This window comes from Mesobacillus jeotgali (assembly GCF_014856545.2).
GTDB lineage: Bacteria > Bacillota > Bacilli > Bacillales > Cytobacillaceae > Mesobacillus.
In genome coordinates, this window is the sequence record NZ_CP109811.1 from 573259 (window position 1) to 596555 (window position 23297).

25 protein-coding genes are annotated in these 23297 nt (G+C 40.3%); 20 read left to right on the top strand and 5 right to left on the bottom strand.

The window, feature by feature from the left end; genetic code table 11:
- Nucleotides 1-86: 86 nt before the first annotated feature.
- The 16 genes from FOF60_RS02920 (at nt 87) to tatC (ending at nt 15258) form a co-directional block, all read left to right on the top strand.
- Entirely contained in the window at nt 87-767 is a 681-nt protein-coding gene (locus tag FOF60_RS02920; RefSeq protein ID WP_192469843.1) for a response regulator transcription factor, read from the top strand.
- Nucleotides 764-2143, top strand: a complete 1380-nt coding sequence (locus FOF60_RS02925; protein ID WP_192469842.1) for a sensor histidine kinase — start codon at nt 764-766, stop codon at nt 2141-2143. The genes FOF60_RS02920 and FOF60_RS02925 overlap by 4 nt, the downstream gene beginning before the upstream one ends.
- Nucleotides 2144-2301: 158 nt before the next feature.
- Nucleotides 2302-3288, top strand: coding sequence for a Gfo/Idh/MocA family protein (locus FOF60_RS02930; RefSeq protein ID WP_192469841.1), 987 nt, complete (start codon nt 2302-2304; stop codon nt 3286-3288).
- A 490-nt stretch (nt 3289-3778) separates the two neighbouring features.
- Nucleotides 3779-3946, top strand: coding sequence for a hypothetical protein (locus FOF60_RS02935; protein ID WP_192469840.1), 168 nt, complete (start codon nt 3779-3781; stop codon nt 3944-3946).
- 203 nt (nt 3947-4149) lie between these two features.
- Complete coding sequence (locus FOF60_RS02940) at nt 4150-4836, top strand: HAD family hydrolase (protein WP_192469839.1); 687 nt, start codon at nt 4150-4152, stop codon at nt 4834-4836.
- A gap of 29 nt (nt 4837-4865) precedes the next feature.
- Nucleotides 4866-5336, top strand: a complete 471-nt coding sequence (locus FOF60_RS02945) for a 2-thiouracil desulfurase family protein (protein ID WP_192469838.1) — start codon at nt 4866-4868, stop codon at nt 5334-5336.
- 143 nt (nt 5337-5479) lie between these two features.
- A complete protein-coding gene (locus tag FOF60_RS02950; protein WP_192469923.1) occupies nt 5480-5905 on the top strand; it encodes an ASCH domain-containing protein in 426 nt (141 codons plus the stop codon).
- A 236-nt stretch (nt 5906-6141) separates the two neighbouring features.
- A complete protein-coding gene (locus FOF60_RS02955; RefSeq protein WP_192469837.1) occupies nt 6142-7941 on the top strand; it encodes a sensor histidine kinase in 1800 nt (599 codons plus the stop codon).
- Nucleotides 7942-7955: 14 nt separating this feature from the next.
- Nucleotides 7956-8600, top strand: a complete 645-nt coding sequence (locus FOF60_RS02960) for a response regulator (protein WP_192469836.1) — start codon at nt 7956-7958, stop codon at nt 8598-8600.
- A 211-nt stretch (nt 8601-8811) separates the two neighbouring features.
- A complete protein-coding gene (locus FOF60_RS02965; protein WP_192469835.1) occupies nt 8812-8991 on the top strand; it encodes an aspartyl-phosphate phosphatase Spo0E family protein in 180 nt (59 codons plus the stop codon).
- Nucleotides 8992-9086: 95 nt separating this feature from the next.
- Nucleotides 9087-9272, top strand: coding sequence for a helix-turn-helix domain-containing protein (locus FOF60_RS02970; RefSeq protein WP_192469834.1), 186 nt, complete (start codon nt 9087-9089; stop codon nt 9270-9272).
- Nucleotides 9273-9829: 557 nt separating this feature from the next.
- Nucleotides 9830-11110 carry a S8 family peptidase gene (locus FOF60_RS02975; protein ID WP_192469833.1) on the top strand — a complete coding sequence of 427 codons (1281 nt, stop codon included), beginning with the start codon at nt 9830-9832 and terminating at the stop codon, nt 11108-11110.
- Between the two features lie 317 nt (nt 11111-11427).
- A complete protein-coding gene (locus FOF60_RS02980) occupies nt 11428-12564 on the top strand; it encodes a GGDEF domain-containing protein (protein ID WP_192469832.1) in 1137 nt (378 codons plus the stop codon).
- A gap of 175 nt (nt 12565-12739) precedes the next feature.
- The gene (locus FOF60_RS02985; RefSeq protein ID WP_192469831.1) at nt 12740-14170 is read left to right on the top strand and encodes an alkaline phosphatase PhoX; all 1431 of its coding nucleotides are present in this window, start codon (nt 12740-12742) and stop codon (nt 14168-14170) included.
- Between the two features lie 103 nt (nt 14171-14273).
- Nucleotides 14274-14471, top strand: coding sequence for a twin-arginine translocase TatA/TatE family subunit (locus FOF60_RS02990; protein WP_192469830.1), 198 nt, complete (start codon nt 14274-14276; stop codon nt 14469-14471).
- A gap of 61 nt (nt 14472-14532) precedes the next feature.
- Nucleotides 14533-15258 carry a twin-arginine translocase subunit TatC gene (gene tatC, locus FOF60_RS02995; protein ID WP_192469829.1) on the top strand — a complete coding sequence of 242 codons (726 nt, stop codon included), beginning with the start codon at nt 14533-14535 and terminating at the stop codon, nt 15256-15258.
- Between the two features lie 404 nt (nt 15259-15662).
- On the opposite strand, the gene FOF60_RS03000 is transcribed toward tatC, so the two are convergent.
- On the bottom strand, nt 15663-15800 hold the full coding sequence (locus tag FOF60_RS03000; RefSeq protein WP_225649781.1) for a DNA alkylation repair protein: 138 nt from the start codon (nt 15798-15800) through the stop codon (nt 15663-15665).
- Nucleotides 15801-15960: 160 nt separating this feature from the next.
- On the opposite strand from FOF60_RS03000, the gene ilvA reads away from it, so the two are divergent.
- Entirely contained in the window at nt 15961-17169 is a 1209-nt protein-coding gene (gene ilvA, locus FOF60_RS03005; RefSeq protein ID WP_192469922.1) for a threonine ammonia-lyase, read from the top strand.
- Nucleotides 17170-17306: 137 nt separating this feature from the next.
- On the opposite strand, the gene FOF60_RS03010 is transcribed toward ilvA, so the two are convergent.
- Nucleotides 17307-18260 (bottom strand): magnesium transporter CorA family protein, encoded by a 954-nt coding sequence (locus FOF60_RS03010; protein ID WP_192469828.1) that lies wholly within the window; start codon nt 18258-18260, stop codon nt 17307-17309.
- Between the two features lie 222 nt (nt 18261-18482).
- Nucleotides 18483-19352 carry an STAS domain-containing protein gene (locus tag FOF60_RS03015; protein WP_192469827.1) on the bottom strand — a complete coding sequence of 290 codons (870 nt, stop codon included), beginning with the start codon at nt 19350-19352 and terminating at the stop codon, nt 18483-18485.
- Nucleotides 19353-19669: 317 nt separating this feature from the next.
- On the opposite strand from FOF60_RS03015, the gene FOF60_RS03020 reads away from it, so the two are divergent.
- The gene (locus FOF60_RS03020) at nt 19670-20566 is read left to right on the top strand and encodes a GNAT family N-acetyltransferase (protein WP_192469826.1); all 897 of its coding nucleotides are present in this window, start codon (nt 19670-19672) and stop codon (nt 20564-20566) included.
- A 192-nt stretch (nt 20567-20758) separates the two neighbouring features.
- On the opposite strand, the gene FOF60_RS24385 is transcribed toward FOF60_RS03020, so the two are convergent.
- Nucleotides 20759-21289: a CBO0543 family protein gene (locus FOF60_RS24385; RefSeq protein ID WP_319801561.1), complete on the bottom strand. Its 531-nt coding sequence runs from the start codon at nt 21287-21289 to the stop codon at nt 20759-20761.
- A gap of 155 nt (nt 21290-21444) precedes the next feature.
- Here FOF60_RS24385 and FOF60_RS03030 point away from each other — a divergent pair, with 155 nt between their 5' ends.
- Nucleotides 21445-21624 (top strand): NAD(P)-binding domain-containing protein, encoded by a 180-nt coding sequence (locus FOF60_RS03030; RefSeq protein ID WP_192469824.1) that lies wholly within the window; start codon nt 21445-21447, stop codon nt 21622-21624.
- A 419-nt stretch (nt 21625-22043) separates the two neighbouring features.
- Here FOF60_RS03030 and FOF60_RS03035 read toward each other — a convergent pair whose 3' ends face one another.
- The gene (locus FOF60_RS03035; RefSeq protein WP_225649775.1) at nt 22044-22901 is read right to left on the bottom strand and encodes a TVP38/TMEM64 family protein; all 858 of its coding nucleotides are present in this window, start codon (nt 22899-22901) and stop codon (nt 22044-22046) included.
- A 209-nt stretch (nt 22902-23110) separates the two neighbouring features.
- Between FOF60_RS03035 and FOF60_RS03040 the strand changes: the two genes are divergently transcribed.
- On the top strand, nt 23111-23278 hold the full coding sequence (locus tag FOF60_RS03040; RefSeq protein ID WP_192469823.1) for a hypothetical protein: 168 nt from the start codon (nt 23111-23113) through the stop codon (nt 23276-23278).
- Nucleotides 23279-23297: the final 19 nt, after the last annotated feature.

Below are 23297 nucleotides of genomic sequence, written 5' to 3' on the forward strand. Positions count from 1 at the left end.
CCCAGGCATTTGCGCTAGGCTATTTTTTGATTTATGACGATATAAAAAGAGAACCATGTAATTTTTACTTAAAGGAGATCCAAAAAATGACGAAGATCCTGATTGTGGATGACGATGTGAATGTCTTAACGCTCTTAGATATCCATTTATCTGAACAGGGTTATACAGTATACAAAGCAAAGGAAGGACTCGAAGCGCTTGAGATTTTGAATAAGAACGCATGTGATTTGGCAGTCGTTGATGTGATGATGCCTTTTATGGATGGCTATACATTAACTCAGGAAATTCGAAGTCGGTTTCATATTCCCATCATCCTTTTAACTGCTAAAAGCCAAATTGAAGATAAGGAGCAAGGATTTCAAGCAGGCACAGATGATTATCTTGTTAAACCATTTGAGCCGAAGGAGCTAAGCTTCCGTATAAAAGCTTTGTTACGCCGATACGACCATAAAACAGATGAATCCATCCTCACCATTGGCAGTACCATCGTAAACAAACAAAGCTATGAAGTAACCATTAAGAACCGGACGATTCTTTTACCGTTAAAAGAGTTTGAACTCTTGTATTTTCTCATGTCGAAACCCATGCAAGTGTTTACCAGAGAGCAATTAATTGAACGTATTTGGGGGCTAGACTATGAAGGTGATGAGCGCACGGTTGATGTTCATATAAAAAGGTTAAGAGAGCGCTTTTCTAAACTGACGGATGACTTTCAAATAAAAACAGTACGCGGCGTTGGTTATTCACTGGAGGCTAAGCGCGAATGAAATCTCTTTATGTGAAATTTGTTGTCATTACGATCGGGATCATGATTTTTAGCAGTATGTTAGCCTTTTTCATATCGAACGCTTATTATCAGCAGAACCTGAAACCCCAGAATGATGAAAAAATCACAAGAATTGCCCATTCGATTGCCAGGTATGCTGACGAGTATCCTAGTGCGGACTTGAACGAGTACCTGGGGAATATTTCTGCTATTGGCTATCAAATTTATTTGGTTGATCATTTTGGAGAAGAAGCTTTTTTTGGCTCACCTTTCAGGGAAAAAAGCCTTTCTGATTCAACTAAAGAATACGTATTAAACGGCAATGATTATCATGGCATTCTTCATTTTCCCCAAAAAACTTTTGTAACAGGCTTTTTTGCAAATGAATTGAAGAATACAATTGGTGTTCCATTAACACATAATGGAGTAAATTATGCTCTTTTCGTCAGGCCTGATCTTAAACTCCTTTTTAATGAGATGCATCTTCTCTTTGGATGGATGCTTATATTTACGATTGTTTTGAGTATCGTTATCGTGCTGGTAAGTACCAAGTATTTGGTAAAACCTATCTCAAAACTGACAACAGCCACAAAGTCTCTTTCAAACGGTGACTTTAATGTAGAACTCGATCTTAATCGTCATGATGAATTAGGGGAACTTTCACATAGTTTTTCACGTATGGCAAGAAGATTGGAGCAAATGGAAGACATGAGAAAGGAGTTCATATCGAACATTTCTCATGATATCCAGTCCCCCCTGTCCAATATAAAAGGATATACAAATCTATTGGAGAAAAAGTCGGTAAGTGCAGAAGAAAAAGACCGTTATTTTTCAATTATAAATGGTGAAATTAGAAGACTGTCTACATTAACCAAACAACTATTAATCCTTGCCTCATTAGATCGAAACGAGGATATCCTGAAAAAAAGACGTTACAATGTCGGACAGCAAATGAAGGAATTGCTGCGAAATTATCAATGGATCGTAAATGAAAAAAATATTATGCTCAGCTACACCTTGCCAGATGTTGAAATCAACGGTGATCCCGCTTTCCTGAATACTGTTTGGGATAATTTATTGACGAATGCCATCAAATATAATAAACCTGGCGGCAGTATTGACATATGTATTGAAGAAAAAGGAGAAATGATACAAGTAACCTTTGAAGATACAGGAATTGGATTGAGCAAAACTGAAATGGAAAGGATATTCGATCGGTTTTATCGAGCTGATACATCAAGAACACGGACAACCGAAGGAACAGGACTAGGTCTATCGATTGTCTGGACTGTTGTAAAACTGCATGATGGTCATATTAGAGTGAAAAGTAATGCTCATGAAGGAAGTACTTTTATTGTAGAATTGCCAAGGAAGTAAAAGTAACACCAGATTACTCGCTTGCCGGCTTCACCAGAGCATGGGGATGAACCACGTGCTCCTTTTTATCAAAGGTGAACGGTCCCTGTGGCCGGGAAATATTAATAGTATAATGAAAAAACAAGGCCTACTAGATTTTAAGGAGTTGAATATAAACCATGGACGAACGAGTAATCAAGTGGGGAATATTAGGAACCGGTGGAATCGCCAGTGCTTTTGCGAGGGATTTAGAATTTGCAAAGCATACCGAAAAGACGGCTATAGGTTCGCGTACGATAGAGAGTGCTGAAAAGTTTGCGGAGGAGCATGGAGTTTCCCGCGCTTATGGAAGCTACGAAGAATTAATGCTGGACCCGGATGTCAATGCCATTTATATTGCTACGCCACACACTTTTCATAAGGAAAATGTTTTGGCATGCCTTCGTGCCGGCAAGGCTGTGCTCTGCGAAAAACCGTTTACGATCAATAGCGGAGAACTGGAAGAAATCATTCAGTTTGCCAGAGATCAAAAGCTATTCTTGATGGAAGCGATGTGGACACGGTTCCTGCCTCCGATTGTGAAAGTGAAAGAATGGATTGAGAGCGGGAAAATTGGTGAAGTGCTTTTAGTAAAAGCTGATTTTGGTTTCCGTGCATCATGGAATCCTGAGGGGAGATTGCTTAATCCCGCCCTTGGAGGAGGGGCCTTGCTTGATGTAGGGATTTATCCTGTAACCTTTGCATCGATGATTTTCGGTACAAAACCAGAGAAGATTTTGAGCACTGCTCATATTGGTGAAACGGGTGTGGATGAACAGTTTTCCATCATCATGTCCTATCCTGCCGGAAAGACTGCCACCCTCAATGGCGCTTTTCGAGTCGATTTAACGAATGAAGCCTACATACTTGGGACAGAGGGTTATATTCGGATTCCATCCTTTCATAGTGCCAAATCAGCCTTCTTATATAAAAATGGTGAGGAAGCAGAGTCTTTCCAGGATGACAGACAAGCGGCGGGGTATGCGTTCGAGATAGAAGAAGTAGGAAGATGCCTAAATCAAGGTCTTTTAGAAAGTCCTGTCGTTCCGCTGGATGAATCATTAAAAATTATGAAACTGATGGATGAAATTCGTGGACAGTGGGGATTGAAATATCCTTTTGAGTGATTGAGGGATGTGGGGACGCTTACGGTGCCTCCCATAAATTTTTAACTGAAGCACGCTCTTTAATTTCAAATAAATCTTTGAACAGCAGAAGCACCTTATTAACTGGAAAAAAACAGCCGAAATTTCCATTTCGCTATAAAAATGAAAAATTCGCTATAAAAATCATATTTTCGCTATAAAAATGAAAAATCCGCTATAAAAATCAATTTTTCGCTATAAAATCGAAAAAATCGCTATATAAAACTTGAAAGTCGCCAATGAATTATCTAGAAGGTGAATTTTGAGTCATCACAGACAAACACCTTCCCTTTTTAACACGAAAATAAAGGCGTTTCTGGGTATTTCACAAATGCAGTGAAGGATAAAGATTAAATTGATACGAAAACAGTACTAAATCACTAAAAAAATCGCATTTCGTATGGATATGGGCATTGCGAATAAGAAAACACCTCCAGAAGAAAAATACAGAATAAACTTTGGAGGAAAAACGATGAGGGATAATAAGCATAAACAGAAGGGCAGCCAAATGATCAACAGTGTTCAGAATGAAGAGCAAATGGAGATCAGCCAAACAGAATATGGCTTGGAATCCGTTGCGGAAGGGACTGACTACATGGAGGGAGATCAAAAGAATTCCCCAAATTGTGGTGGATTATGACCGCATCGTGAACGAAGACGTTTTTAATTAAATCTGAAGCAGGTGTCCTGAAAAGGGGGCAGCTGCTTTTTTGTAATTTAGTGGGGGCATTCAGAAATGTCTGTCCAATTTTCCTGAAATAGGAAGGAAGAACAGTTTGTTTAGAGAACTATTTTAGTTAAGACGGTTAAAGTTGGATTATTGATACAGGGAGGGAGTTCTACATGACCTCATATAAGGTGATTTTATTTGATTTAGACGGAACCATTTCCGACCCAAAGGAAGGAATAACGAAATCGGTTCAATTCGCATTGCAGAAAATGAAGGTTGCAGCACCTGACGTCGATCAGCTCGAGTGTTTTATTGGACCTCCCCTGCAGGTTTCATTCGCTGAACACTTCAATTTTGATGAAAGCCAAACTAAAAAAGCAATTGATTTTTACAGAGAAAGGTTCAAGGAAAAGGGGATGTATGAAAATGAATTATACTCAGGTATTCCATTATTATTACATTCTCTAAAGGAAAAGGGCTCTACTTTAGTTGTTGCCACTTCGAAGCCAACCGTATTTGCTGAACAAATACTGCGGCATTTTGAAATTGACCATTATTTTGATCTTATTGTTGGAAGTAACCTGGATGGAACGAGGTTATCGAAAGCTGAAATCATTCAATACATACTAGATGCGTACAAACAGTATGATCGAGAAGATTTTATCATGATTGGCGACAGGGAGCATGATATAGAGGGGGCCAATCATAACGGCATTGACTCAATTGGAGTGATGTTTGGATATGGCTCTTATGAGGAATTGCAGAACTCCAAGCCTGCTTATATTGTTGAAAGCGTTGAAGGGTTAAAAGTGCCTTTGCTGAACATGAATCAAAAAACGGAAGTTAAATCACTTTTTTAAAACGACCTTATAACAATGAGGTGTTACCAATGATCCTAGTGAGTTCCTGTTTAGCAGGATTGGAAGTACGGTATAATGCTACTCATTCTTTAAACCACAAGATACGTCAGCTGGTAGATGAGAAAAAGGCAATGACTGTGTGCCCTGAATTACTTGGCGGTTTTTCAACTCCTCGAGAACCTGCAGAGATTATTGGCGGGGATGGAGAAGATGTCCTCGATGGCAGAGCCAGGGTAATTGAAAAATCAGGAAGGGATGTAACGGATTTATACATAAAGGGAGCTTATCTTACTCTTGAAACAGCCCAGGAATACGATGCTGCTGTAGTGGTGCTTAAGGAATTCAGTCCTTCATGTGGAAGTTCAATGATTTATAACGGTACGTTTCAGGGGGAGAAAGTACCTGGAAATGGCGTCACTGCCGCTTTACTAAAAAGGAATGGAATACGGGTAGTCTCTGAGGAAGGGTTTAGCGACTTACTTCGGGAGCTCGGTTATTGATTATTCAGATTTGTTTCGAACAACGAAGGTAAGGGCATCTGGTGATAACTCTGTTGGAAAACAGGGACACATGAGCCCGGGTTATTTGGGGATTGCCGGGAGATGCTATAGACAAAATAGTGTTGAGGCAGAGGGTGGTTAAAGTGAAGGTGTTGTCGATGATCCAGCCCTGGGCGAGTCTGTTTGTCTTGCGCGAGGCTCAATATGAAACGAGGTCATGGAGTACGAAGTATCGCGGCCCTCTTGCGATTCATACCAGCAAAAAGGTCGATAAGGCGGTCTGCAGCCATGTGGCCATCAAGTCGCTGCTTTTAAAGTACGGCTACAAGACCGATGACCTTCCATCTGGCGTGATCATTGCGGTCTGCCAGCTTGAAAATTGTCTTAGGGTAATAGAAAACAACGAGACATGGGCCGTCTTGGAGGATGGGAGAATCGTATCTGGCAATGACTTCTTCCTCGGTGATTATAAAGTGGGAGGATATGTCTGGGAAGTCCGGGATATGAAGATGCTGGACAGCTTCATTCCGGTAAAAGGAAGGCTTGGGCTGTGGGAGTATGAGTTATAGAGTGCCTGTTCATTGGGAACAGGCACTATTTTTTTACTCTCTGCTAGTTCAGCGGCAGGTCTCAGAAAGAAGGTGTTCCAACCACACAGAGCACAAAATAATTCTATATTCATTTTTAAAAATTAATAGAATTTTCATATAAGTACTTGTAATCTATAATTAAGAGGAAAACTGCAGGTGGGCTGGGCTTATCTGATTGGTCAGCTTCGGTTTTTATGGGTGAAGGGGATGAGAAAATGACAGATAAAGAGATTGTTTTCCGGAAAAAGGCTTCTGACTACTATATCGTACTAATTGGTGTACTAGGATGGGCTTTTATTTTGTATTCGATCCCTTTTGCGGCTATTCCAGAAAAGCCAATTGTGCTGATCCTTCTGATTGTATTAATGCTGCTGGCAGAGTATTTTCCGATCCCGTTATTTTCGATCACCATGTTCAGCACGATGACATTCCCAATTCTTTATATCATGAATTTGTATTTTGGCATTTATACCGCCACCGCCATTTTTGCAGTTGTGCTGATTTTTGAAGCCTTTCATCATAAAAGATCTCTTCGTTCGACCGTTTTCAATATTGCGCAGTACACTCTCTCCCTTGTTGGAGCGAACTGGCTGGTTAAGGTATGGATTAGCCAGTACCCATTAAGTGACCCATTCTTAAATCTCTTGATTATTTATGCGTTTACTTCCTTCTATTTTTTAATCAATAATGTCCTGAATGATATCCTCTTTTCCATACGTCCTTTCCCTTTTACAATAAAAGAGTGGAAGAGCAAAGCTTTACAAGAGCTGTTTATTTCCAAGATGTCTATCATCTTACTCGCTTTTCTTGAAATCTACACAAATTATCTTCCTGAGAATGTTATCGATTTTACGACTATTCTCTTTTTAACCCTCTGGATTGGAATCACAACGACCAGCTCCATTCTGACAAAAGCAAGGATTGAAAGGAAGAGATTGAATGCGCTATCCATGCTTAGTACAGAATTGAACAGGATCATTACAAAGGATTTCGGTGAGAAGAAAAGGCTTCTTGCCGAGACTTTCAATGCCAATGCTTTCGTTTTACTGGTTAAAGAGCATCATGAATGGAATCTTTTGCTTAAGGATGGGCAGGTGAAAAGCGAGGTCACATGGAGTGATGAAATGTCACTCTATCTGGATGAGATTTCTGAAATGACCGTTGTGACCGAAAAGGAAATCGAAAATCTTCCGGGAAACTCTATTTTTAACAAGATGGTTCTCTCGCAGATTTTTTCACCGCTTATTATCGACAATGACAAAGTTGGTATGCTGATTGTCGGAAGAGTGAGTGGAATTGGATTTATCCATGATGAGATTCGTTTATTGACCGTTTTATCCAATGTTCTGGCCAGTACATTGAAAACGCGGTCGCTCATACTCGAAAATGAAAAACTCTTAATTGTGGAAGAACGCAGCCGAATTGCCCGGGATATTCACGATGGCATTGGCCAGTCCCTGGCAGGCATCGTTTTTCAAATGGAGTCTTCGCTGCGGAAGAAAGAGAACCTTCCTAATGAACAGATTGAACGATGGATATATAAACTCAGAGACAGCCTGAAAGAGCTTCGTCAATCCATTTATTCATTACGAACCTGTCCGGTGGAAAAATATGGACTAAAACAGGCGATAGAAGAAAAAATCCGGAAAGTGGAGCTGGAAGATGAAGCAAGAATTACGTTCACCCAGAAGGGCGAACCCTACTCTTTAGGTTATCAAATTGAAAAAGTTATTTATGATATTTTCCAGGAAAGCCTGCAAAACTCTGTCAAACATGCAAAGGCAGATAAAATCGAGGTCATGCTTAAATATAGCCGTGAACAGACGTTGATAAAAATCAAGGATGACGGCATTGGTTTTTCCCTATATGACAAGTTGATTAAAGGACAAACAGAACCTCATTTTGGCATTCTCACCATGAGCGAACTTGCGCATGATTTTAATGCCAAATTAGAAATTGACAGTGCCGAAGGAAAAGGAACAGAGATCCGGCTTGGCATACCACACTTTAGTTAAAGGGGTGAGGGAGTATGATTAACATAATGATCGTGGATGATCATACCGTTTTGAGGGATGGAATCCGCAGCATTTTGGATGTTGAAGAGGACCTGCTCCTCGTTGGAGAAGCAGATACAGGAGATGGCCTATTAGAGAAATTGGATACGATCGTGCCTGATGTCATCGTTTTGGATATTAACTTGCAGGATAAGAATGGGATTGAATTTATTTCGCTGATTAAAGAAAAGCATCCTGCCTGTAAAATACTGATCTTAACGATGTTTGATCATGATGAATACTTTAAATCTGCCCTTAGGGAAGGAGCTGATGGATATTTGTTAAAGGATGCTTCCTCCATGGAAGTGATCGATGCCATTCGCAAAATCCATAAAGGGAATTCCATCATCCATCCTAAAATGGCAAGCAAATTGATTTCCTATCACCGGACCCAGAGCGATTTTACCTATCAGGAAAATGAATTGACCAACAGAGAGAAGGAAGTCCTTAACGAATTGGTCAGAGGGAAGTCCAATAAGGAAATAGCTGCCCAGCTATCCATAAGCGATAAAACGGTCAAAATTCATGTGAATAAAATTTATAAGAAACTAAATGTGAACAGCCGCTCCCAAGCTATCATTTACGCTGTACAAAATAAGCTCGTACCTTATTTAAATTAATCTCATGCTGCCTTTATGGCAGTTTTTTTTTGTAAAATTTCAAGGTCTATAACCTTAGTACTACCCCATCTATAATCTAGTATCTAGAAAAATAGAACAAACACTCAATATTCAAAAAGTGCTGATTCTACCATAATAGTAGAGTAGGATAAATGGCGTTAAGATTAAGTTTCTGTAAAGATTTTTTGAAGAAAAAGAGGTGTGCAGCGTCATGACTAAGGAGGATCTGATTGAAGAAACTCGCAGAAAAATGATCATTAGCATAAAGGAGAATGGTTATTTGAATAAAAAGACCATTGAACTTAGTCAGGAATTGGACGTCTATATTTTGGAGCAGCAAAAGCTCGGGATGGAACTGCTGAGGAAAAACCGATGTAATAGTTTGGGATGATTAATTCTTGGGGCACAGACCTTTCTTAAAATCTATGACTACTTTTAGTTTTAAAGGATATGAGAAAAAGCTAAATGAGGAGTTGAGACCACTACATGAAACATGAGAGTCTGGGCGATATATTGAGAATGGAAAGACATAAGAGGGATTTAACACAAGAAAAAGTATGTGAAGAACTTGGGCTGAAGCTCGATACACTTAAGCGAATCGAAAACAGTAAAAGTGTCAGAGGAACGACTATCAAAAAACTGTTGAACTATTATCAGATGAAAAAAGAGTAGCTGGCAGCAATCATAATTTAAATTTTAATTATAAAAAATACAATAATCCTTTGAATGTAATCCATTAAGCTGGATTGTTTTTTTATGCAGTTTCTTATTTTTCCTCCGTGATAGTTTTCTTCTGGGTTTCTGCAGTAATCACTTTGCAGGAGATTGGGCAACTTTTTCCCAAACTCAATTACTAGAGCTAGTTTATAAGTTGGATTCAATCTGTACAAATTGTATCTTGGAAGGGCCATTTTTCTTGTGGTGGTTTTCGCATTTTGTACATATTCTGGCCTCCTTTAACAAAGGTATTGGGCCCGGTTTGATAAGAGCTCTGGGTGATGCTAAGAAAATAACAAAGTTTGTGAAAGATTCATAGGAGAAAAGGAAATAAAGTGGAATTACAATTGGTATTCTCCTTCCATATCAATGTTCAGAATCCATTCGGACCTATCATTTTTCCCAAACAAAAAGGCTCATCTAAGGGTTGATAGTGGCTGAAAATTTAGAATATACTTAATTCTGCAAGCCGGCATGCATTACTATTTTTCAAAGGTGAGAGGAGCAATAGAATGAAGAAGAAGAGAATACTAGGATCTGCAGTACTTAGTCTAGCAATGGGTGTTTCAATGTTTGCGACAGGGGCCTTTGGAGCAGGAGTGCAAGAAAGCCAGGATACTTATCGAGTTTTAGTTAAGGGTCCGAGTGCAGAACAAGCAAAAGTGAAAGAACAGTATGGCAAGCGCTGGGACTTTGGGAAGCAAGGATTCACAACAGAAGTAAACAGCAAGCAGTATCAAGCTCTATTAAAGAATAAAAATATTGAGATCTCTCAGGTAGAGCAATACACAATAGATGCTCGAGTTGAAGGAAACAGCAATGGCAAAGGCAAAGGTGATTACACTGCCCAGGCATCCTATCCATCTGATCAGACTCCTTGGGGCATTCAAGCAATTTATAACGATAACTATATCCAAGCTACAAGCGGAGGAGATGGAATCAAGGTAGCTGTCCTTGACACAGGCATCAACCGAAACCATATTGACTTGACGGACAATGTTGAACAATGTAAAGATTTCACCCAGTCATATTCTTCACTGGTCAATGGATCATGTACTGACCGCCAGGGCCATGGCACACATGTAGCAGGAACAGCTGTTGCCAACGGCGGCTACGATGGAGCAGGAGTGTACGGAGTAGCACCTGATGCGGAACTATGGGGCTACAAGGTTTTAGGAGATAATGGTTCAGGTTATTCAGATGATATCGCAGGGGCAATCCGCCATGCTGCAGATGAAGGCGTCCGTACAGGGTCAAAAGTCGTCATCTCGCTTTCATTAGGTTCAAGCGGCAAGGATTCCATGATCGCAAGTGCTGTTGACTATGCATACAGCAAGGGTGCTTTAGTTGTTGCAGCTGCTGGTAACAGTGGCCCAAGCGCCAACACGATTGGTTATCCTGGAGCTTTAACAAATGCGATTGCGGTAGCATCACTGGATAACACATTCGTCAATGGAACACATAAAGTCTCTGACTTCTCTTCTCGCGGCAACCCTTACACTGACGGTGATTACTATATCCAGGAAAGGGATGTTGAGGTATCAGCACCAGGCGGCGGGATCTATTCAACAGCCGTAGATGGAAATTATGCAACGATGAGCGGTACATCAATGGCGACGCCACACATCTCGGGCCTTGCAGCTAAACTGTGGTCTTCGAATAAGTATTGGAGCAATTCACAGCTGCGTTATGAAATCCAAAGACGTGCAAAGCTATATGACATCAAAGGCGGAACAGGGGCAGCCACAGGCGATGATTATGCGTCTGGATTTGGTTTCCCTCGTGTAAGATAATCTTCATAAAACATTATGCCAGCCATCCGGGTTGATTGATCCGGGTGGCTTTTTTAATTCATAAATTATCTTCTGAATTCAGTTAACTTATTCCTTGAAATCCCGATAATAAGAAAGTAAAGATATCTTGAATTAAAGGTTATATTATTCAAAAAAATGTTCATTTCGTCATTACCATAAATTCTATCCCAACATACTAAGGCATCTGCTTATGAATGGCAATTTAAAACAATAGCGCCAGTGATGGTCATTTTGACAGAAGAGTCTCCTGTTGCTAAATGCAGCAGGATTTTCGCGTTAAATCCAAGGAGGACACCATGAAGGAACAAAAAGAATGGAACGATATAGCTGGACTGAACAGGTTAATATTAAAATTTTCATGGTGGATGGTCATTGTCATTGTTCTTCTATCCGTTTTGGGAACTTCAATCTCCTATCAATTTAATGGGAAAGGCATTATGGAAGTGGCTAGCTCTTACGTCTTGCTGCCGACAATCTATACAGTCGTGATCCTTGCCATGACACAAGTGTTATATTACATGTTCAAGCCATGGGGAGATTATATCCTTCTCCTGGGGATTTTCGCGATTCTCCACGTGTATATTATTAACTTTCCTTTTGCGCAAGGCATCCATTATTTGCTGATTATCAGCGTACTCATTTCTGCTTTATATTATCAAAAGGATAAAATCTATATTACTGGTATTTTGAGTTTGATCTCCATCTTGGCACTTTATTTCTTTTATGAGCCTCTTTCCAGAGAACTTGAGAGCAGAGATATATTTGCATTCATAGGGATCTTTATTGGATTTGTCTTTATATCGATCGGAATCATTTACCGTGGCCATTATTTGCTAAAGCACCTGGAAGAATCGATAAGAAATCAGGAAGAACTAATGGTACGGAACATTATGATGGACAAGGCAAGCAAAATGGATGCACTGACCGATTTGTACAATCATAAAACGTTTCATGAATACCTCGACAAATTGATTGAGCAAAGTGATCAGGAACATTTGTCCTTCCAGCTTGCGATTATTGATATTGATAATTTTAAAAAAGTGAATGACCAATTCGGCCACTGGGTGGGTGATATTGTTCTAAAACGAGTCGGTGAACAATTAAAGCTGAATGTAACCCCCGATGATTTCGTTTCAAGGTATGGCGGCGAAGAATTTGCCGTGATTTTTACCGAAAAAAACCAACATGTATCCTACCAATTAATTGATCACATACGTTCAACGATCAGTAAGATCGCCCATCCGGAAATGGAAGATAAGCCTGTTACAATCAGTGTGGGAATGTGTTCCTATGTAGCTGGCCTCGGTAAGGAGAGCTTCTTCAAAGCTGCAGATGACAGCTTGTATGAAGCAAAAAGGAATGGCAAGAATCAAACTGTGGTGGCGAAGCTTTCCAAAGAATTGACCGAAGAGAAAAGCCTGACAGCCTTGTAAACTGGACCCTGTGTAGTAGACTCTTAAAAAGCGTCTAATGCACGGGGTCTTTTGTTTATTATATTCATTTACAGTCTTTATACTGAATTTTTACAAAACTAGGGATATCTCTTAATACTTTCAATTTAATCTATTACTAGATTCAAAAAATACATAGGATGAGGAGAGATGAGGTATGACTGAGCAAAATACGAACAGCGGCTTGAACAGAAGGGATTTCTTAAAAGCAGGCGGGATGGGCGCGCTTGCCATTACTCTTGGCAGCACTGGAGTGATGGGATTGAGTTCCACAGCACTTGCGGATTCTGCTCACAAGACAACTAGCGGATTTGGCGGTTATGGAGATTTGGTTCCAGATCCTAATGGCATTCTCGATCTTCCAAGAGGCTTCCAGTACAAAATCATCTCCAGAGAAGGCGACTTGATGACAGACGGAACTAAGATTCCTGGTGCTTTTGATGGAATGGCGGCGTTTGATGGACCGAACAACACAACCATCCTTGTCCGCAATCATGAATTATCGTCAGGCCCTGCTTTTGGAAAAAATCCTTATGATGCAAATGCCCAGGGGGGAACAACAGCTCTTGTTGTAGGGGCCAATCGTAATGTGATCAAAGAATATGTAACATCTTCAGGGACAATCCGAAATTGCGCAGGTGGTGCGACACCTTGGGGAACTTGGCTGACTTGTGAAGAAAACCGTTCAGAGGGGCACGGATATGTTTTCGAAGTCGATCCGACACAGCCTGAGAACGATATGTCCAAAACACCAATCAAGGAAATGGGCCGTTTTTCACACGAGGCATGTGCGATTGACCCAGCGACAGGATATGTCTACTTAACCGAAGATGCAAGCCCGAGCTTCCTGTACCGTTTTATCCCTAATGACTTGAGCCAAAAGCCGGGTGCGCTGCAAAAAGGCGGCAAGCTTTATGCGGCTGCGATTGTAGAAGTCGCTGATCCATCAGCCAGCACCTTTAAAACGGGACAAACTTTTAAAATTGTTTGGAAGGAAGTAGATCCTCATTGGTGCCGTGAAGAAGCTGCTGCGCAAAAATGCATTGTGTTCTCAAGGCTTGAGGGGGCCTTCTTCCAAGAAGGAGTGTTCTGGTTCGATGACACCTCTGCAGGTGATAAAAAACTTGGACGAGTTTATCGTTATGTTCCTCATACAAATACACTGGAGCTTTTCTACGAGGGAAATAATGCGCGATACATGGAATATCCGGACAATATCTGCTGTACTCCTTGGGGCGACCTTTGGTATGCAGAAGATGGTTCCGGACAGGACCGAATTATGGGGATTACACCAGAAGGCAAGGTTTATCCTTTTGCTGCCAACCGTTTAAGCGGTTCTGAACTGGCAGGGCCAACCTTCTCGCCAGATGGAAATACCCTTTTCGTCAATATTCAAAGCCCAGGCAAAACGTTTGCCATTTGGGGGCCATTCCAGCGCCGCAATTCTGCGCGTGCAAGGGAAATGTCCTTCGCTGCACCAGCCAATCTTGCACCTCAGGTTTCTGAAAAAGTGGCCAAGGCTGCCAAGGCACAAGGGATGTCCATCCTCGAAGCAGCCGCATTTGAGCGTCATGGAGTAAATATGTAACAGATTCATAAATAAGATGTAAGCTGAACACTTTGTATGGTTTACATCTTTTTTTACCTTCTTGGTTATTGTTGGTGAGCACGTAAAAATGGAGGTCTTGTCAATGTTACAGAATATAGGAATACCGGGCTTAATCCTTGTCCTTGTCATAGCTTTAATTATTTTTGGTCCATCCAAGCTGCCTGAAATAGGCCGTGCGTTTGGATCGACTTTAAAAGAGTTCAAAAAATCAACACGTGAATTGGTTGCCGAAGACGAGTCGAAAAAAGAGGATGAAAATAAAAGAAGTGTAACTCAATAAGAAATTGAAGAAGATGCAGGTAGCTACCATACTTTCATCTTCTTTTTTTAGAGGTGATTTTATGGATGAAAAACAGATGAATCTAGTAGGCCACTTGAGTGAATTGCGTAAACGCGTGATGATCATCGTCGGAAGCTTTATGTTCATTGTCATGGTGGCTTTGGTGTATGTGAAAAATATTTACCATTGGTTAGTCCAGGATTTATCAATAAAATTAGCTGTTCTCGGCCCAAGTGATATTTTGTGGGTGTATTTGATGTTGGCGGCCGTGATTGCTTTAGCGGGCACGATTCCGATTGCAGCTCATCAAATCTGGCTCTTTGTAAGGCCTGCTTTATCTGAAAAAGAGAAAAAAGTAACAGTAGCCTACATACCGGCACTATTCCTGCTTTTCATAGCGGGCATTTGCTTCGGGTATTTTGTCATTTTTCCGCTGGTGTTTCAATTCCTGCTTTCCTTATCAGAAGATATGTTCATGGAATTTTTCACGACAGAGAAATACTTTCGGTTTTTAATCCATATGGTCCTGCCCTTTGGTTTCTTATTTGAACTGCCTGTCGTCATTATGTTTTTGACGAGCCTGGGTGTGTTGAATCCATACCGGTTGCAAAAAGCCAGGAAGTATTCTTATTTTATGCTGATTGTCACAGCTGTTCTCATCACGCCCCCTGATCTTCTGTCAGACATACTTGTCATTATCCCCCTGCTGTTTTTGTACGAATGCAGCGTTCTATTATCGAAGATCGTTTACCGGCGGAAACAGGAATCTGAATTATCGGCAGCTTGAACTTTGCTTGTACAGGAGTAAGGGACAGTCCCATAAATGGGCTGTCCCGCAACTTGTTAATCTATCTGAATATCCCCATGCCCATATCTCCAAATTGATAATAAAGATAAAAAATGAAAAAAATTAGGTTGATTATGAAAGAAATACGGAGAAGAGATTTCGAAGCTTTTATTTTCCACAGTAAGAATACAATAAAGAAATTGATCAGCACTGGTACAAATGTATAGGTCATTCTTTCATCAATAAGAGAAAGTGCATTTGGGCTCAGCAAGTAAATGAAGCTGTCTGATATCTGTGCTATGACAGAAAAAATGATAAGACACCAAAATATCATCAGCAAAATGACTTTTTTCATTTTTCCCCAGCCTTGGCCTTCGCAATATGCTTCAACGCTTCTCTCCTGCTCAGTTTGAAATTGGATATGTATTCGTAATTTCAATCACTTTCTCAGGGTCTTGTTTAGCATATTCTCTTAATGCCCAGCCGATTGCTTTATTGATGAAGAAATCCTTGGTGTGGCAGGTTCTTGAGATGTTTTCCATTTTAGTTTCACCAACTCTGATTGATTTATATCTTTATTTATAGGATTATCGAATGGGCAGCATCTATTCCTCGCTGCGACGTCCCATTCAATTGCATTTTACATACTTTTCCTCCTCCTGAGCAACCTAAAGAGAAAATGAATGGAAATCAGGGGGCTTCATAATGAATTTGGATGATGTGATTTTAGCGCGTGAAAAAATGAAAGGGATTGTGCATTCGACCCCTCTTGATTATTCTAAAACATTTAGCACCCTCTCAAAAAATGAAGTGTTTTTGAAGCTTGAAAATCTGCAAAAGACAGGATCCTTTAAGGTCAGGGGCTCTTATAATAAACTGATCTCTTTGTCTCCTGAAGAGCTTCAGAAGGGAGTAGTGGCCGCTTCTGCCGGGAACCATGCCCAGGGAGTGGCGTATTCGAGCCAGATGCTTGGCATCCCATGTACCATTGTCATGCCGAAAGGTGCACCCCTCAGCAAGGTGCTGGCGACGAGGCAATACGGAGCTGAAGTCATACTCGAAGGTGCCGTTTTTGATGAAGCCCTGGCTTATGCATCGGAGCTAAAAGACAAGCTGGGCGCCACTTTTATCCATGCCTTTGATGATGAGGCAGTCATTGCCGGGCAAGGAACAGTAGGATTGGAGATTCTTGATCAGCTTCCGGATGTGGAGGCGATTATCTGTCCTGTTGGCGGGGGAGGACTGATTGCGGGTGTGGCAATGGCGGTGAAAGAGAAAAAACCTGACATTAAGGTATATGGAGTCCAGACGCTCGCTTGTCCGAGCATGAAACAGTCGTTAAAGGAGAACCAGCCAGTCGCTGTAGAGTCTGCTCCAACAATGGCAGATGGAATTGCTGTCCAGAAGCCAGGGCTGAAGACTTTTGAAATCATCAGGAAGTATGTAGATGATATTTTCTGTGTGGATGAAATGGAAATCGCTAGAACCATGCTTCTTGTCCTAGAAAGAAATAAGCTGCTGGTTGAAGGATCAGGGGCAAGCCCGCTGGCTGCCCTGCTGTATGACAAAGTGAATCTTAGCGGTAAAAAGGTTGCCGTTGTTTTAAGCGGGGGAAATGTCGATGTCAATTTCATTTCCCGGATTATTGAACGCGGACTCGTTGAATCAGGCAGGTTTGCCCATTTTACAATTAACATAAAAGATAAGCCAGGGGAACTCCAAAGAGTGTTAAACTCTGTAACCGAACTAAATGCGAATATCCAATTTGTCAATCTCCATCGGATTGGCAAGCATATCTATCCAGGCAATGCGCTGCTGGAGATCTCAGTAGAAACAAAAGACCATGCACATATTGAGCAGCTTTATAAGAATTTAAGGAGCCAGGGTTTTCAGCTGAAAACAGAGGAATGACAATGAGTATAAATGAGACATGGGATGGTTCTGTTTCTCGTGTAAATTCACGAGACAGCATAGCCTTCCCTGTGTCTTCATTAAAATTATTGATCCCTGGACATAAGTCTTTAACGGAGCACAATCACGCTGTCCCATTATTCCTCCTCTCTTCGCCCCCACCAGCCCTTTTTCCGGAAGTATAAGGCAATGGATAAACCCGTGAGAAGCATGAGAACAAGTGCATAAAGATAGCCGTAATCCCACTTCAACTCTGGGATTATTTCGAAGTTCATTCCATATAATCCTGCTAAAAAAGTCATTGGCAGAAATATGACACTTACGAGAGTCAATGTTTTCATGATGGTATTGGAGTGGTCTGCTTTAAGTGTCATCTGCAAATTGAAAATACTGTTTAAGCTTTCTTTGAATGTGTCGAGTGCGGTAATTATACGGGCATAATTGTTGTTGAGGCTTTTGATGAAATACCCTGATTCCTCATTAGTGAAAGGGAATTTTTCAGAACTAATCGTTTCCATTACATCTTCTTGTGCCTCCATCGTTTGTCTTAATTCATGAAGAGTTGCCTTCCACCGATATACACTCCTGGCAATCTTGTTTTCAAATGGATCTTTAAAAACCTTTTTCTCTAAACTTTGAATTTCATCTGCTATTTTATCGATCATTTCTAAATCCTGAGATATGGTTTGATCAAGAAAATGGAAAAGAATCATTCCCACGTGGGACATTTTTTCAGGATTATCAATAAACGGTTTTTCTAACGTTTCAGCTAGATATAGGTCCTTTTCAACCTTTGATACTACATAATGATGACCAACCAATATGGTGATTTTTACTCGAGTATAATCCTCCCGAATCGCAATGAAGGACATAATAGCTTCATTTTTAAAAACATCAATCTTTGGAATATCACTAAATTCCTGCAGTCCTTTCAATGCCAAAGGATGAATGTTCAAATTCTTGATAAAAGGTTCAAATTGATTTGCATTCGACGGATGAAAATGAATCCAGGCAATATCTTCACTGGATGCAGGAAGGGAGATCTCCTCTTTCTTCATAACAGTCCTATTGTTTGCTGAGTATATGAGCATCTATAGTATCTCCTGAAATGGATTTTCCTTATTTTGTGTTATTATTGGGATTTTTATAAGGGCTCAAGGAGGAGAGGCTTATTCAACTTGGGGTGCTTTATATAAAGCCCAGGCGATTTTATAAAGGTGGAGTCGACTTTTGTGAAATAATGGTTATTAAATGTGGAGATGATTGCGATGCTTCCATAAAAGAGAAAAAGCAAAGGATCCGTCCCTTTGCTTCTACTTTCGTGCCATATGAGTATCTGATATGAGGATTTTATTCGCCTTCAATGCTTGCTTTAAGGTTGCCTGTGTGGGTACTTTGTGAAAGTTGATTCCTAGTTGGATTGCTGTCTGGGCTATCTCTGGACGGATGCCGCTGATATGTACCTTTACTCCGATTAGCTTCAAGATGTCGATAATTTGGAATAACTGGTTTGCTACCATTGTATCGATAATGGAGACACCTGATAAATCGATAAACAGATGGGTTAAACTGTAATCTTTGCTTTGCATCAGTACGGATTCTGTTATGTACTTAGCACGCTGGGTATCGATTTCTCCCACAAGCGGCAATACTCCGATAGAATCAGAGAGTGGTATGATCGGTGCGCTCAATTCATTGATTAATTCACTTTGGACAGAAAGTCGATCATTGTAATAGTTATAATATTTTTCAGCAAATGTTTCGATGATTGTATCGAATGTGGAATGAATCAACGTGCTCCAATGCAAAATTTCTGAATCGGAAGTTTCCCCTTTATTCAGCATAACAAATTGGTGAATATGTTCCCAAAAAATACCTCTGAAAATCCCGAATTGATGAATGACTTCGTGGATGGGAGTTCTTGTTTCCACACGGTCCACCGCAACGGTTTGGGCCCACGTTATAATCTCTTGTTTCACTTCGTTTTCGCTGGCAACCAGCACTTTGGCTACCGTTTTAATAAAAAGGCCATTTTGTTCCCTTAATCGCACCTCAGCATGATGGTTGTCACAAGAGTATACGCTTGCCGGGGTGTTGGATCTCTTACTTAACCATTTATTCGTAAGGATGGAAGGGTCTTCAGTAATAAAATCATAGAGTTTCTTATTATTAGTAGAATTCATAATTTCTCCTTAATTTTAGTCTGATTTCCGAATGGCTATTTTAAGTTAAATATATAGAAGATATTATATAAAATCAATTTATTGTATGCGCAGGATTGCGCGTGCAATATTTGGCTTTGACTCTTGCTTATATTAGTCTGAGAAACAGTATTTTTATTGTCATTCCGACCAGGCTGAGGTAAATTCTAAACCTTAAAAGCAGGATATTTCTGCGGAATAAAGAATATAGATTTGGTATTGATACAGACCGGGATAAGGGAGCAGTTTTCTATCTTGTGAAGCTGAAAAACGTCTTTTTTTTGAAGGGATGGATCATCATGAAGGTCGAAGCACTAAAATTAGAGCAGCAGGGAGACTTTTTCGAATACTGTAAAAAACATCGAAAGGAACTGGATGATTCTTTTTTGTATGATGAAGACCTCCAGAATTTTAAAGTAGATGCAGAAAATCCTACATATATTTTGACTGGCTCAAAAGGGCAAATAAAGGGTGCTGCCTCGCTGATTCTCGATGCCTATCATCGCAAAGGGAAAAGGGCAAGGTTCCGGATTTTTCATTGTGAATCACATGATGACCAGGACTATAAAAGACTGTTCGAGCAGGTATTGAAACATACAGAGTCATTAGATCATGTGTTTTTATTTGTCCCCTTGCTTAATCAGAAGCTGAAGGATGCGATGGAAAAGTTAAGGTTTGAAGTAGAGAGATATACTTTCCTGCTTGTCAGGGAGGACTTGAAGGTTCGTGAACCGTCTATCCCCAAAGGTTATGAGATTAGGAGATACAGGCCTGGCTTTGATGAGGAAGCTTGGTGCAAGATTAGGAATGCGGCGTTCTCCACGCTGAAGGGAAGTGAGACGGCGATTACGGCTGAGATGGCAGCAAAAATGCCGACAGAGTCTGATTACCTGGATGGCGGCATGATGATCCTTTATGAGAATGACCAGCCAGTTGGAGTGGTGAGAGGTTCGGACGATGAATATGAGGATTCCCCAATCATGAACATTGGACCACTGGCGATTTTGCCGGAATACCAGGGAAAAGGATTGGGAAGGGCCCTCCTGAGAGCTTCGATCAAGTTTTCCAAGGAAAATGGATACAACCGATGTGTGCTGTGTGTAAATGCAGACAATGAACAAGCAAAAGCCCTTTACCTGCAGGAAGGTTTTGAACAGACAGAAGGGGTCGTTTGTTATCGATACGAACTTAAGTAAGGCATGGGGACTTGTTCTTATGCTCTATCGTACTCGCCCCCTTTGCTAGTTGAGGTACATCGGAACGGTTTCAAGCCGTTCCTTTTTATTTTCTTCTCCTTTGTTTCTCTAAGTAGAGTGCCATACCAATGTATATGCTAAAGAGAAAAAACATGAATAATGGAGTGGATAGAGAATCCATGTGACCACCTTCTATTTCAAATCGTGTAACGCTGGATGAAAAAACAATAGGAGAATGACAATGATTGGTGCCGATACCAGGAATGCAGCCAGAGTGTTTTTATAGTGGATTCTAATGACAGTAAAAGTAATGATATTAAACAAGACAGACCACCAGGCATTCCAGCCATTTTCATAAACAAACAATCCCTTTGCCTCAAATAGATATTCAATCACCGAGAAATAGGCCACCCAGATCGATACATACAAAAAACCCCTTAACTTTTTCTTCGGAAAATATTCGAGGTACATCATCAAGACGACAGGGACAATGAAAAAGGTGAAGGAAATCTCGATTAAAGTGTGATTTAACCAATCGACTGTAACAGCTTTATATCTCCATAAAGTATGTTGATAAAAGAGGAAGTTATACAAAAGATTGCATATTATGTAGAATTGAATGGTTGGGTAGTATTCTTTCCACCTTTTCCAATTGACAAATTTTTTTGCGAAAATTATATATACAATAATTACGACTAATAGATACATGTCCGAAAACCTCATCTAACTTTTACTAAAATTCTCTCCAAAAAGGCCATTCCATAGACCCGGGATCATAGTAAAAACCGTTCCGGGCCGAAAAACTTTAATAGTATAATGGACAAACCAGGTTTGTTCTGTATAGTGCAACTAGATCATTAAGGAGTTGAATACATACGATGGACGAAAGAGTAATCAAGTGGGGAATATTAGGAACAGGTGGAATCGCAAGTGCTTTTGCGAGGGATTTAAACTTTGCTAAAAATACCGAAAAGGCTGCTGTTGGTTCACGTACAAAAAAGAGTGCGGCAAAATTTGCGGAGGAGCATGGCGTTTCTCACGCATATGGATGGCTATGAAGAAATGAAATATCCGTTTGAGTAATAGATGGAAATGGGGACGCTTGTGGCGTCCCCATTGATTATTAACTGAAGCACGCTTTTTAATTTAGCTCCAGTTTCAAAATATAAATCTTCGAACGGCAGAAGAGGCTTATTAACTGGAAAAAAACAGCCGAAATTTCCAGTTCGCTATAAAAATGAAAAAGTCGCTATAAAAATCATATTTTCGCTATATAATCGAGAAAGTCGCTATAAAAATCATATTTTCGCTATATAATCGAGAAAGTCGCTATATAAAACTTGAAATTCGCCAATGATTTATTCAGAAGGTGAATTTTGAATCATCACAGACCTACTGATAGCATTTTACCTTCACTTTTTAACAATAATATAATGAATTTGCGGCCATTTAGGGATATTTCTCAATTAACACCTCATTAATACCCACGCTCCTTGCTTAAAAGCTTCTTCGTTAAAAAGTTGACCCAAAAGAGAATAAAGACAAAAGCTGAGAATCCGAACATCAATTGAGGTGGTGTTAAAGAAAGTCTCTCAGCCAGTTCCACTGAGTATGCGAGCAGTGTTGCAGTGAAGAGTTTTGAGATTGAGGCAATCAATATGAACCTTTTTGGTGATACTTGCCCTATTCCTGCTCCTACACAGATGATTTCGTCAGGTAGGATAGGAATGATGAATAAAAGGAACATAATCAATGTTTCGTTTTTAGAGACATAATATTGGTATTTTCCTAGCTGCTCTTCCTTGATGAACTTGGAAATGAATTTCCTTCCCCCGTATCTGGCGGCAAAAAACATGGCTGAAATCCCAAGAAGTGTTCCTGGAAACGCAATGGCTGCTGCAACAGCGGGACCGAAAACCGCGCTCGCACCTGGTATGGTAACAGCTTCGGGAATCGGGAGGAGGATGGGTTGGGCAAAGCTGATGAAAAAGAAAATATATTTAGCTGTTTGCAGATGTTCTTTTAACATACCTTCAAATCCATACGCATCGGTAAAAACAACCACTTTTGTTACATAAAAGATTGTCAATACCACAAGTAAAATCGCCCCTAAATATAAAAGGAGCATCCTATTGATTTTCAAAAGGTTGTTCCGCTTCGTCATAATGAAAAATCCATCGATTACTAAAACCATGATCAAAGCGCTTAAATAAAGCCATTTAAAAATGGGAAGTACTGTGGGCAGTAGAACAAATACAAAATATACGGACACTATGCTTATAGCTAGGTGCAGAATCCATTCCTGCATTTCATTGATTTTTTCTCTATGTGTCAACAAGTCAATTCTCCTTTATGCCACTACTGTTCTGATTTTTGCTTGTGTTTACATTATAGGAAAGGAATAGAGTGGAATCGACGCGCTTAGGGTTGAAATTGCGATAGGACCTGAGGCCGATGAACAGAAGGGGACTTGATGTTTTTCTCATTGCGAATAAGAATCTACCTCCAGGAGAAAAATACACAATAAACTTTGGAGGGAAAACGATGAGGGACAATAAGCTAAAGCAGAAGGATAGCCAAATGATCAATCATGCTCAGAACGAAGAGCAACTAGAGATCAGCCAAACAGGATATGGATTGGAATCAGTTGCCGAAGGTACTGACTACATGGAGGGCGATGAAAAGGATTCACCGAACTGTGGCGGGTTATAGGCGAATTGGACGACCGGAA